This window comes from Proteiniclasticum sp. C24MP (assembly GCF_043951855.1).
In the GTDB taxonomy this organism is placed as follows: Bacteria; Bacillota; Clostridia; order Clostridiales; family Clostridiaceae; genus Proteiniclasticum.
In genome coordinates, this window is sequence record NZ_JBINJW010000020.1 from 38,416 (window position 1) to 50,549 (window position 12,134).

The 12,134-nt window shown below is 45.3% G+C and carries 11 protein-coding genes; all 11 read left to right on the forward strand.

The window, feature by feature from the left end:
• The first annotated feature begins 375 nt into the window (after positions 1-375).
• The 11 genes from ACHAL6_RS12025 (at position 376) to ACHAL6_RS12075 (ending at position 12,065) form a co-directional block, all read left to right on the forward strand.
• Positions 376-1,062 carry a response regulator transcription factor gene (locus tag ACHAL6_RS12025; protein WP_395270915.1) on the forward strand — a complete coding sequence of 229 codons (687 nt, stop codon included), beginning with the start codon at positions 376-378 and terminating at the stop codon, positions 1,060-1,062.
• Positions 1,063-1,064: 2 nt separating this feature from the next.
• Entirely contained in the window at positions 1,065-2,897 is a 1,833-nt protein-coding gene (locus ACHAL6_RS12030; RefSeq protein ID WP_395270916.1) for an ATP-binding protein, read from the forward strand.
• An 83-nt stretch (positions 2,898-2,980) separates the two neighbouring features.
• Positions 2,981-3,706: a hypothetical protein gene (locus ACHAL6_RS12035; RefSeq protein ID WP_395270917.1), complete on the forward strand. Its 726-nt coding sequence runs from the start codon at positions 2,981-2,983 to the stop codon at positions 3,704-3,706.
• A 288-nt stretch (positions 3,707-3,994) separates the two neighbouring features.
• Entirely contained in the window at positions 3,995-4,579 is a 585-nt protein-coding gene (locus ACHAL6_RS12040; protein ID WP_395270918.1) for a sigma-70 family RNA polymerase sigma factor, read from the forward strand.
• A 71-nt stretch (positions 4,580-4,650) separates the two neighbouring features.
• Positions 4,651-5,610, forward strand: a complete 960-nt coding sequence (locus ACHAL6_RS12045; protein WP_395270919.1) for a DUF2703 domain-containing protein — start codon at positions 4,651-4,653, stop codon at positions 5,608-5,610.
• A gap of 362 nt (positions 5,611-5,972) precedes the next feature.
• On the forward strand, positions 5,973-6,629 hold the full coding sequence (locus tag ACHAL6_RS12050) for a DUF998 domain-containing protein (protein ID WP_395270920.1): 657 nt from the start codon (positions 5,973-5,975) through the stop codon (positions 6,627-6,629).
• A 150-nt stretch (positions 6,630-6,779) separates the two neighbouring features.
• On the forward strand, positions 6,780-7,514 hold the full coding sequence (locus ACHAL6_RS12055) for a CBS domain-containing protein (protein WP_395270921.1): 735 nt from the start codon (positions 6,780-6,782) through the stop codon (positions 7,512-7,514).
• 288 nt (positions 7,515-7,802) lie between these two features.
• The gene (locus ACHAL6_RS12060; RefSeq protein WP_395270922.1) at positions 7,803-9,158 is read left to right on the forward strand and encodes a YjiH family protein; all 1,356 of its coding nucleotides are present in this window, start codon (positions 7,803-7,805) and stop codon (positions 9,156-9,158) included.
• A 305-nt stretch (positions 9,159-9,463) separates the two neighbouring features.
• Positions 9,464-10,129 carry a sigma factor gene (locus ACHAL6_RS12065; protein WP_395270923.1) on the forward strand — a complete coding sequence of 222 codons (666 nt, stop codon included), beginning with the start codon at positions 9,464-9,466 and terminating at the stop codon, positions 10,127-10,129.
• Positions 10,126-11,247, forward strand: coding sequence for a hypothetical protein (locus tag ACHAL6_RS12070; protein ID WP_395270924.1), 1,122 nt, complete (start codon positions 10,126-10,128; stop codon positions 11,245-11,247). Before ACHAL6_RS12065 ends, ACHAL6_RS12070 begins: the two co-directional genes overlap by 4 nt.
• A 311-nt stretch (positions 11,248-11,558) precedes the next feature.
• The gene (locus tag ACHAL6_RS12075) at positions 11,559-12,065 is read left to right on the forward strand and encodes a GNAT family N-acetyltransferase (RefSeq protein WP_395270925.1); all 507 of its coding nucleotides are present in this window, start codon (positions 11,559-11,561) and stop codon (positions 12,063-12,065) included.
• Positions 12,066-12,134: the final 69 nt, after the last annotated feature.

The following is a 12,134-nucleotide window of genomic DNA, read 5'->3' on the forward strand; positions in this document are numbered from 1 at the left end:
TGCATCTCAGAATGAAAGAGGAACATGAAACAGGAACCCTTGAAAGAAGCGGATGAGGTTACGCTTTTTCAGGAGTTCCTGTTTTTTTCGTGAGGTTCATCCCCTCTAGAATAGAAGACGTCGGATCTGGTCAGTGGCATCCCAGACAGCGCCTGATGGAAGAGTGCGTAATCGGGCATTTAATTTTCAGTTCCAGTCATACATCCCGCATGAATATAAATCTTCTGAAATATTTCTCGTTCACATCAAGTTCCTTGTTTTCACACAGTATCATCACATTTCTGACCTATGATGAAAATGTGAAATAATGCAATGCTTTACGTAGAGGGAAGATTCAGCTGATGCTCGGCATCAGATCAGGTGGGAGGGGAGACTATGGACGCACAGGAGATACTCCTGGTGGAAGATGACCTGGATATTATGGATATTGTGCAAGAGTACCTTGGCGCTGCCGGATTGGAGGTGACGGGTGCAGTCAATGGGGAGGAAGCGCTGAAACTGTTCTCCGAGAAACACTTCCATCTTGTGATTCTTGATATCATGCTGCCCAAAGTGGATGGGTGGAAGGTGCTGAGAGAAATAAGAAGAATCTCAACGATTCCTGTAATCATTCTATCCGCCATGAGCGCTGAAGAGGACAGATTGAAAGGGTTCGATTTAGGTGTGGACGATTATGTGGTAAAGCCTTTCAGCCCCAAAGAACTTCTTGCTAGAGTGAGAGTAGGTTTACGCAGAAATGAGGAGATGGATGCAAAAACCCAGCTATCCGGATTCATGCATAAAGGATTTTCCGTGGATTTCGCGTCAAGAAATGTCGCAGTCGATGGAGAAAAGGTGAAACTTACAAGAAAGGAATATGAATTACTGGAGTATATGATCCTAAACAAAGGAGTTGTACTCAGCCGAGAGATGATTCTTGAGGCTGTATGGGGCTACGATTATCTGGGGGATACCAGAACAGTGGATACCCATATCAAAATGCTCAGAGAAAGCATTGGGCCCTACAGGGATTTACTGGTTACTGTATGGGGGACTGGATATAAGTTTCTGGTGGAGGGATAGCCATGAAGAAGATTTCACATAAAATATGGATCGGTATCATGTCTGTGGTCTTATTGCTTTGTTTTCTGATCCTTGGATTCCAGATGTTTCTTCTGGAAGATCTGTATCTTAAGAGACTCACCGAATCCATAACCGGTGATGTGCTTCAGATAGCGGAGGGATTTGATGAAGAGCAGGCAGAAGAGCTCTATTTCAGGATGGATGGTTTAGCCTACAGGAGAAACCTCAGTATGGAGCTTGTGAACAAGGATGGGAAAACCATATATGTGACAGGCGAGAATACAGGAACCCAGTATGAGAGTATGGATGTCATGAGTGATTACGAGGTGACATTCATGAAAAACCTGGGAGATAACAGAGAAGTGATACAGCCGCTCCAAGGGGAAGATGGGCTGGGAATCACAAAAGAAACAGATGGAAATACAGTTGAAGCATTGCAGGGCGCACCTATCGAAGATTCAGGTGCAGGAGCTGGTCAAGGTGAGGAACTGCAAGGTGAAGACAAGGGGCAGAAAGAACCGGCTGAGAGCAGTCAGAATGAAGATGCGCATCAGGGAGACGTGGAAGGCCAAGGTGAAGGAGCGCTTGAAGGATCAGTAGAAGAGAACAGACAGCAGGATAAGGAAATCCCCGAGGATATACCCGTTACAGACGAGGAAACAGAGGGAGACAAACCGGAAAGTACTCAAGAGCCATTGATAAATGAGGAAAATTTCGATGAATTTCAGTTCATTCCGGAAGGAGAAATCAGGGAAACCATGATGGAAGATGTCGATGATGGTGACCCGACAATTGTGGAGACACTGCACCCGAAGTACGGATTCAGACTGCTGATCTTCTCAGTGCCATTCACTTCCATGCAGAACAATTCCTATAAAGCGATGGTTGCGCTTCCACTGGCGGAAATTGATAATATCGTGGATCTTATTTCTCTTGTCATCTTCCTCTCCATTCTCTTCATCCTGTTTGTGGCAGGAGTCGCATCATCTGCTGTCGCCGTGACAGTTTCAAGACCTCTGCGGAATCTCAGTGAAGCGGCTGAAGCCATTGGTGCAGGAGACCTTGATACTAGAGTGGTGATGAAAAGCAGAGATGAAGTGGGGAATGTGGGCAGGACATTCAACGTCATGGCTGAAAAGCTGGAAAAAGCCGAGAAGATGAAAAAGGAGTTTGTGGAGAATGTCTCTCATGAACTTCGGACGCCCATCTCTGTCATAAGGGGATATGCGGAGATCATTCGAGATGTCACGGGAGATAACAAGGAGAAAAGAGAGAAGCAGCTTGAAGTGATTTCCAGTGAGGCAGACAGATTAGGCTTCATGGTGAATGATATACTGGATTATTCGAGAATGACCTCTGAAGGCGTTCTTCCTGAATTTACGGAATTTGACTTTGCTGAACTGCTTCAGAAACTGGTGAATAAGTATCAGCTGCTTGTTAAAGAGAGCAATATCAGAATCGAATATGATCTGCCTGGTCCCTTACAGGGCAGAGCCGATTATGGACTTATGCAGCAGGCAGTGGAGAATCTGCTGCGAAATGCGATCAATTATTCGCCAGAAGGCGGAACCGTGAAAATCATGGCAATGAAAAATGAAGGTGTGATTCAGATTGAAATCAGTGATCAGGGGATGGGCATTCCGGAAAATGAGCTTCCGATGATCTGGGAGAGATATTACCGGACCAAAGGAATCAAGAAAAGAAAGATACTGGGTTCAGGACTGGGTCTATCCATTGTGAAGAGCATTTTTGAGGCACACCATGCGACTTATGGGGTAAGAAGCAGACAAGGAGAAGGAACTGTTTTCTGGTTCCAGATCAATGATAATAGATGAGTTAACAATTCCTTGCTGTTTCTATCACATTTCTATCACAACTCAATTCTATGATGAAAGCGAAGAAAGGAGAAGTGATAGAAATGAAAAAAAGAATCATAATACCCATGGCAACAGCAGCGATATTCATCGTCTCTTCGCTTACAGCAGTTGCAGCCACTTCTGAGCGAGCCAGAGTAGAGAACACCAGTGGTGTGGAAATGCAGACAGAACTGAAAAACATGGAGATGCTGAAGACAGAAGCGAAAGAAATGATGCTGTCAGATACTGAGGAACCTGCACTTGATAGGGAAAGACTGCAAGACAGAGACAGACTGCTGGACTGTGACCCCGATCAAGAAAAATATCAGGTGCGGGACCAGGACAGAAATAATGACTGCGATCCCGACTATGAAAAAGATCAGGCAAGAGAGAGAGACAGGAATGAAGAATGTGAGCCTGATTACGAAAAAGATCAGCTTAGGGAGAGGGATAGAGCAGAAGACTGCGCGCCTGACTGTGAGGGGCAGCAGGTGAAAGAAGGGGAAATGCTTCAGAATCAAGAGACTTCTATCACAGCAGTACAGCAGCAGACAACAACGCAGATGAAAAATGAAGAACAGAATCAGATAATGGTGAAAAATAACGAAGAATCTGATGGAAAGGATGCTGGATCGGAGAACCAGGAACAGGAAGCAATCCAGAACCAGAACCAGACACAGATGCAGCAAAACGAACAGGAGAAACCGGAGGAGCCGATTGGAAATCAGGAACAGACGCAAAGCTATGAAGAGAAACAGCAGTCACGCAATCAGAAGAACGGTGGATGATTTCACTGAAACCGGGCAATGGTAAGACAGCAGGATTTTTGTCCTGCTGTCTTTATGAGTGCATGAAACGAAATTCAGAGGAGAAGTTGCAATCTCTCCTTTTAACTGAACTCCATGATGATCGCAGCAGGTTCATAGAAACTTGTACCTGTTGACATGGACGAGCCGAATCATTAGAATTGTACTAATCAGAAGACTCCGGATTGTCGGAAAATAGACATGAATGATGCTCGAACTTAAGCGCAGCTGACGAGTATGGATTATTCAGAGTCATCTGTCCTTTAGGAGGTGATTGTTCTGTTACAGGAAGAATTATGGGGACTATATGATACAAAGATCAGGAAATACATCAGAAGTAGAGTGTCAGACGCATTTGAAGCGGAAGATCTCTTTCAGGAAGTGGGTTTCAGGATTATTCAATCTGAAGCAAAGATTGCAGGAGTCGAAAATATGGAAAGCTGGCTGTATCGCATTGCGACCAACGTGATTTATGATTTCTACCGGAGAAAAGACAGCGTGACCTATCTGGAAGATATGGAAACAGCCTTAAGTAAACTGGATCCGGTTTCTGAAGAAACCAACTACAACCGTGAGACAGCAGCCTGCCTTCTTGAAATGGCTGAACTTCTGCCGGATACGTACAAGGATGCCCTTATTCAGAGTGACTTCAGAGGCGTTCCCCAGAATGATCTGGGAGAAAAATGGGGTCTGAGTTATTCCGGAGCAAAAAACAGAGTGCAGCGAGCGCGAAGAAAGCTCAAGAAAACCATGCTGGAATGCTGCGAAGTCCAAACGGACCACCAGGGCAATATCATAGAGCTTGTGAAGAAGGACAGTCAGAAGGAAAAATATATCTGCAGAAAATGTGATTGATGCGGGTCTTTTTCTGAACTTCCCCGTCTTATAGTATAGAAGTTTGAACAGACGGCTTAGGGAGGTATAAAATGAAGACTTTGAATATTGAATGGAGACACCTTGATGTTGACGGGGAGACCTGTGATCGATGCTATGATACCGGAGAGAATCTCCATGCGGAAGTGAAACGGCTGAACAGGAAACTGGAGTCAGAAGGTGTGAAGATCGAATGGACGGACACGAAATTAAATGGCAGTGCCCTCATGCACTCCAATACCATCCTGTTTGATGGGATGCCCATGGAAGAAATACTGGATATCAGTGTATCGGAGAATTACTGTGCTTCCTGTTCTACACTGCTGAAGCAGGAATCCTACTGCAGAAGTGTATTCTATGACGGAGCAGAGTATGAAGATATTCCAGCCAAGGCTATCCGTGAAGCGGTCTATAAGGTTCTGGGCCTTGAGGAACAGGTAGCCACCGAGATGCTCCTTCCAGGGAGTAACGGGGGATGCGGCTGTAAACCTGGCTGCTGCGGGGAAGAAGAAGTTTCAGCGCCTCAGGAGAATGTGATTGCCATAGAGCTTCTCTATCTTGATCTGAGCGTCTGCACAAGATGTCAGGGAACAGAGGAAGTCCTTGATGCGGCGTTCTATGATGTTTCAAAAGTGCTGGAAGCATCTGGGAAAAAAGTGCTTGTCAGTAAAGTGCATGTACGAAATGAGGAGCTGGCAAGAAAATATCAGTTCCTGAGTTCTCCCACCATTCGGGTCAATGGTCATGACATTCAGATGGAAGTGAAGGAGAGCTATTGCGAGTCCTGTGGAGATCTGTGCGGGGATGAGGTGGATTGTCGTTTATGGGACTATAATGGGCAGGAATATACGGTACCACCCAAATCGATGATCGTGGATGCCATCCTGAAAGAGGTATATGGTGCTGCGCCTTATAAAGAGGAAGTGAAGGAATATGTTCTTCCTGAAAACCTGAAGCGATTCTACCGCACCATGAAAGAGAAAAGCGGGAAGTCTCATTCAAGCTGCTGTTAGCAGGCGGAGAAAAGCCCAGACAGACGCAGTGCACAATGCCTGAAAAGAATGCTGATAACACGGGAATCAGCAGAAATAGTGAAATGGAAAAGCTTCTTTCCGGAAGGATTCTTGAAATGCGTGAAATTTCAGGTCCTGTCCGCAGAGAAGCTTTTATGATGCTTCAAAGTCCGATTCCGGTACGGTAGGGGAAGATAGCGAAAAAAATTCTGAAATGTCAGTAAATTATATTTACTGGAATAAAGCAATTGATTATAATGTAGAGGGTAAATGCTAGATAAATGATAGTATGTCTTCTTTGCATGAGATGATTGTGAGCAGAGGACTGCATCATGAAATGAAATTTGATAGGGGTGAGGAAAATGAGAAATGAGAAAGAAGACAGGTTCAGGCAGATCATATCACTGACAGGAGCGGCAGGTGTCCTTTTCTATACGGCACATGTGATCCTTGGAGGGTTACTTTGGGAAGGTTATAGTCACATCACTCAGACCATCAGCGAGCTGACAGCGAAGGGGTCTCCTAATGCGGAGATTCCGAGGGTACTCTCGACGATTTACGCAGTGCTTTTGATTGTTTTCTCCTTCTACCTGTTCAGCTTCATGAGAAGAAGAAGCCTCCATAAGGCGGCGGTGATGGGATCCTTTTTTTTCATCCTCATGCAGATCACTTCCTTTATCGGATATTCCCTGTTTCCACTGGATCTTTCAGAGTCCATCTCAGATTTTACGAATGTGATGCACCTGGTGGTGACTTTCATTGTGGTTCTCTGCACCCTTCTTTCCAGTTTTTCCTTAGGGTATGGACTTCGGAAAGAGAAGAAGCATCGAAAAATCGGTAAATTCATACTCTTATGCGCTGTGATCATCACCTTATCAGGAGCACTCACACCCCTATCCATGGCGAAGGGGATTGAAGTCTCTGGACTCTTGGAACGGATCAATATATTCACCCTGCTGTCGTGGGTTTTCGTGTTGTCTGTGTATCTCTTCAGAGAAGAGAGAAGAAGCATGAAGTGAATGATTTCATAAAGATGATCAGGAGTGCTTCCTGAAATATTCATCGGGCTGATGATGCATTGCCTCCAGTACCAGGGAGATTCCGATGCTCATTGTCTGAAGTTCTATGTTATGATAAAGAAAAGAATCGAATTGAAAGAGGTGCAGAAAATGAGTGAAGCCAGATCCAATGCAGACCGGTTCATCTCCTCGTATAATCAGCTGGATGAGTATATGAGACAGAATCTTGGAAATGATAGCCGGAATACCACATATTATCATCGTGTGCACGGAATGGCAGAAAGAAACGCCACATTCCGGAAACACAAAGAACTGCTCCATTCCTTTGGAGAGCTGCGAAACGCCATTGTGCATGATTTCGGTAGAAATGGCATGGAGATCATTGCGGAGCCTCATCTGGAACAGGTGAAGATATATGAGAAGATTCTCATGGAAGTGATGAATCCGCCTAAAGCACTGGATAAGCTGGCGGTGAAGACCGGAGACCTTTATACACTGGAACCTGGATATGATGTACTGAAAGCCATCAGAATCATGGCCAAGGAGAATTACAATTATGCTCCGGTACTCTACAACGATCTACTGGTAGGAGTGTTCACAGAAGAGAGCATCTTCGATTATCTTAAAGATCATGGCTCCGTGGATCTGACCAAAGGGCTTATCATGAAGGATATTGAAGAATACACCAAGCTTGAAGCCCATCGCAGTGAGGTGTTTCAGTTTGCATCCCGCCATGAGACGGTGGCGGATCTGGAAGAAAGGCTGAAAGCGACCCGAGACCGCAACAAGAGAATGGAAGTGGTGTTCATCACGGAAAAAGGAAAGCCTTTTGAAAAGCTTCTGGGCATGGTCACCATCTGGGATCTGGCCAGTGAAATGGTTTAAGGAAAAGAACAGTATAGAATGGATCCAAGTGCTGCAGCTGAAATTGAAAATCAGCTGCAGCGCTTTTCGCATCCGGAGGATTTCAAGAACCTTCAGTGAAAATTCACATCCTTGTAATCAGCCTGAAGTAGTATGAAAGCGGATCCTTGCAAGTAGTGTTCGCAAAAGCAGGCGCAGTGGGGTGTGTCGGAATAATTATACAAAGTATCAGAGAAATATGCAGAAATCTATTGCATCGCTTTTCAGGATGTGTTATTTTATAATCTGCTTAAGAAATGGAGGTTAGTAATGATTAATAAATTGAAGTTCATCTTGTTGTCCATCTTCGGATTCATATTCTTTCTGATGCCTTTTTCCATCAATGGAGAAAGTAAAATTGCCATATCCCATATCGTGAATTTCGTCACGGGGAACATTCTTGATCCCTTCATGACATTCACAGTGGTCGTGGCCTGGATCGTACTCCTTGCGACGCTGCTTTTCATGTTTTATACATCCAGCAGCAACTTTCTCAATTCAGTGTTCAAGGCATCCCCACTGAATGTCGTGCTGCGCGTGGCTGGATCCTTTCTGTATCTGATGGTCGTCAACAGATGGTTTGAAGGCTTCGGCTTTTCCGGCATGATTCTGGATGGGAATACCGGAGGACTCATGGCGGGAGAAGGTGGTCTTCTGACCACGCTATACATCACATTCTTTGTGGGCATCCTTGCACTGCCTTTACTGACTCATTTCGGAATCGTGGAATTCATCGGAATTCTTCTGGGACCTGCAGTGGTCAAGCTGTTCAGAGTACCAGGTTATTCCACCATTGATGCCATAGCCTCCTTTGTAGGCGATGGAACCATCGGCATCGTGGTGACGGACAATCAGTATCAGAGAGGCTATTACAACAGAAGGGAAGCCTATATCATTGCCACTTCCTTCTCCATTGTGGGCATCGCCTTTGCCTCTGCAGTGGCGGAAGAACTCGGGTTTGGTCATATCTTCCCGGTGTTTTATGGCTCCATTGCCCTGATCACAGTCATACTGGCCTTCATCACATCCAGAATGCCGCTGAAGAAGTTTGCACCTGAGTACTACGAAGGGGCTAAACCCGTATCCGTGGACATTCCGGAAGGCAAGACCCTGTTTCAGCACGCATATGATTCTGCCATTCAGCAGGCTGGTTATACCAATATATTTGATGTCCTGGTGGAATCACTGAAGAATATCGTGAACATCTATGTGGGCTTTCTTCCCGTCATCATGGCAGTGGGTACGCTGTCACTGGTCATCGCGGAATACACCCCGTTTTTCAGTGTCATCAGTGCGCCGCTGGTGGTTCTCTATGAACTCATAGGATACAGCAGGGAAGTGGCACAATCCATGGCACCAGCTTCTCTTGCAGGCTTTGCGGACATGTATCTGCCTGCACTGTTCATCAGCGAATCCGTATCTGAAGCATCCAGATTCTTCATCGGGGTACTGGCATTCACACAGCTGGTGTTCATGTCGGAAACGGGAATGATTCTGGTGAAGACGAAAATCGGTCTCAGCTTCTGGGATGTCATAAAAGTGTTCCTGTTCAGAACGCTTCTATCCATACCGCTGCTGATCCTCCTTACAAACATTCTGGCAGCCTTCGGGGTACTGTCCTTCTAGTGAAAAATTCACAGTTATGAAGTCACGCTAAAAGAGTGCAGAATCGATGGGCATGAAGCGGGATGCGTGAATTAATGGAAACTTATGAGACTCTAAATAGAATGACCTTCGACCGTACTGGGTGGAGGTCATTTTTTGCAGATGTTTTCATCTTTCTCTCCTACAGATTCGTCTATCTGAAGGTCAGGAAGGGGGGAGAAACTAAGTAAATCACGCTATAATTCCACCTGAAACAGCCGATAGCTTTAACAGAAGATAATACTTTGCTTTTTATCTGAATACAGATCCAGGTGGGGGGAATAACAGTGAGAGAAATCGATCAGATGGCTGTAGAAGCTGTAGAAGATGAGCACATGTTTTCAAACTTAATAGAAAGACAGGAGCGGTTCATACTGAAAACATCTTCGAAGATCGCCAGACGATATGTGACCAAGAACGATGATGAATGGTCTGTAGCAATAGGTGCATTTTCCCAGGCTGTACAGAAATACGACTATAACCAGGGCAGCTTCCTTTTCTTTGCCGAACGGATCATCCGTCAGAGAATGGTGGATCATTATCGAGCAAATGGAAGGTTCAGTGTGGAGATTCCGGTTGACTTCATCGAGGAGGAAGCCATAGTAGAAGAAAATGACCAGACACTGAAGCTGGAGATTGAAGCGGTGACGGAGGTCTTAGAAGCGTATGGATTCTCTTTCATGGATCTTCTCGACTGCTCGCCGAAAGCGAAAAAGACCCGAAGCGCCTGCGCCGCAGCAGTGAACTATCTGATGAATCAGCCTATACTGCTCAGGGAAATGCGTGCTTCTAAACAACTTCCATTAAAAGAAATTGTGAAAAATACAGGGGTACCCCGAAAAATACTCGAGCGTCATCGTAAATACTTAATAGCAGCGGTAGAGATACTTTATGGAGAGTATCCCTTTCTCTCAGAATACCTGAAATACTTAAAAGAGGAGCGCGCATTATGAAAGCGACAGTAGTGGAAATTCAAAATAAAACAGCTGTACTGCTGCAGGAAGACGGAATATTCGTGAAGATGCATTCCGGACTATATAAAGTGGGAGATGTGGTGAACATGAGTGAAGTGAAAACAGTAAGAAGAGAAAGACGAAGGCTTGGTTCCATGGCAGCAGCAGCTGCAGTGGCGCTTCTTATGGGGAGTGGGGTCTATGTCTATGCGGATCCATCATACTATGTGAGTGTGGATGTGAATCCAGGGATCAATCTGGAAGTCAACCGGTTTGATCGTGTCATAGGTGTTGAAGCTGCCAATGAAGATGGCGAGGAAGTGCTTGAAGGAATCAGCCTGAAAAACAGAAATGTGGAAGAAGCGCTTACACAAACTGTAAACCGGATCAGTGAATTGGGTTACTTTGAAGAAGAAGGAGGAGAAGTGCTGATTTCGACCATATCGGAAGACGAAGAAGCGGCAGAGGCTGCTGCACAAAATCTGGATCAGGCAGTGGAAGAGGAAATGGAAGAGAATGGAATCGAGGCGGAAGTCACTTCGAAAATCGTCGGCTATGAAATGGTTCAGGCTGCAAAAGAAATCGAAGGAATGACGCCTGGCAAATACAATATCATCGTGAACCTGCTTGGAATCGCTCCTGAATATGCAAAGGACTATGCACAGATTTCCATCAAAGAGATCATGAAGGAAATCAAGGCTGGAAGGGATGCGGAAGAACCCGAGAACGAAGAAGAAACGGAACCTGTTGACCAGGAAGAGACAATGGAAGAAACATCCGAGAATCAGGAAGAAGAATCCTGGGACCAGGAAGAAAAGCGTGCTGAAAAAGCTGAAGACAAGGTTCAGAAGGAATCCGAGAAAGCTGAAAGAAAAGAACTGAAAGAAGCAGAGAAAGCGGAGCGTAAAGACAGCGCTAAAAAAGATCTGGAAAATGACGAAGAAAGTATAGAAGAGAAAGAAGAGAAAGAAACCGCTGATGCGGAAAACAGGATACAGAATCAGGGCGATCTAAGCGGGTCGGAGGAGAATGAGCAGGAGAAGACTCCTGATATGCCAGAAGAAGCACAGCGTGAGGTTCCGGGACAGTCCGGCAGCAAGGGTAAAGGCGGCAGATAGAAAACCCGACTGATATCTTAGAGAATCATAATAGCAAAAACACTCCATTGCAACAGCAGGTTCTACTCGAATCTGCTGCATCACAAAAGCTGATGCAAGAAAGTCTGATGGCTGAAATAGAGAAGGTTCTTTCCTTTGTAGAGGACAGAACGAACCTAAAGCAGGACCTGAAACATCGAGAACTGTTTTTACTGTAAATGCGTCCCCATGGAAACACAGATCTGATATAATTGGTGCAGAGCTGTTTCTATGGGGATTTTCTATGCCTCATAGGAAGACGGGAAAAGATATGGTAACAAAGAGGGGTAGATATGAGCATTACGAAAACGAAAAGACTGGAGCTTCGGACCTTGTCATTGAACGATCTGGATGCGCTCATGGATATATGGGGGAATGAGGAGGTGATGAGATACTGCGGAGGAGCCGGCACAAGAGAGCAGGAGCATCGCAGTCTGCAGTACTATATCACCATGCAGAAAGAGAAGGGTTTTTCTCCTTATCTTGTGCTGCGCAGAGAAACGCAGGAGGTGCTAGGTGTCTGCGGATTTAATCCACCGCAGGAAGAGTATGATGCGGAGCTGATGTACCACTTTGCCAAAGCGCATTGGGGAAAAGGATACGGGCTAGAGGCTGCAGATGCCTGTATAAGATATGCCAGAGAATCTCTGAACATGAAGAAAATAGGTGCAGTAGTGGATCCGGATAATATTCCGTCTCAGAGAATTCTAGAAAGAATCGGATTCAGACCCATCGGAAAGAAATGGTTCAAGGATACACAAAAGGAAGAATTCTGCTATGAACTGGAACTTCACACGTGATAAGATGAAGTGATGCTCCAGAGGTGCACAGAACCAGGCTGAGATCATTTTGCTGATCGCACAGCCTGT

What these genes read in the sequence shown, in the direction of transcription:
- ACHAL6_RS12025 (WP_395270915.1), top strand. Translation starts at nt 376, where the DNA reads ATGGACGCACAGGAGATACTCCTGGTGGAAGATGACCTGGATATTATG.
- ACHAL6_RS12030 (WP_395270916.1), top strand. Translation starts at nt 1,065, where the DNA reads ATGAAGAAGATTTCACATAAAATATGGATCGGTATCATGTCTGTGGTC.
- ACHAL6_RS12035 (WP_395270917.1), top strand. Translation starts at nt 2,981, where the DNA reads ATGAAAAAAAGAATCATAATACCCATGGCAACAGCAGCGATATTCATC.
- ACHAL6_RS12045 (WP_395270919.1), top strand. Translation starts at nt 4,651, where the DNA reads ATGAAGACTTTGAATATTGAATGGAGACACCTTGATGTTGACGGGGAG.
- ACHAL6_RS12050 (WP_395270920.1), top strand. Translation starts at nt 5,973, where the DNA reads ATGAGAAATGAGAAAGAAGACAGGTTCAGGCAGATCATATCACTGACA.
- ACHAL6_RS12055 (WP_395270921.1), top strand. Translation starts at nt 6,780, where the DNA reads ATGAGTGAAGCCAGATCCAATGCAGACCGGTTCATCTCCTCGTATAAT.
- ACHAL6_RS12060 (WP_395270922.1), top strand. Translation starts at nt 7,803, where the DNA reads ATGATTAATAAATTGAAGTTCATCTTGTTGTCCATCTTCGGATTCATA.
- ACHAL6_RS12070 (WP_395270924.1), top strand. Translation starts at nt 10,126, where the DNA reads ATGAAAGCGACAGTAGTGGAAATTCAAAATAAAACAGCTGTACTGCTG.
- ACHAL6_RS12075 (WP_395270925.1), top strand. Translation starts at nt 11,559, where the DNA reads ATGAGCATTACGAAAACGAAAAGACTGGAGCTTCGGACCTTGTCATTG.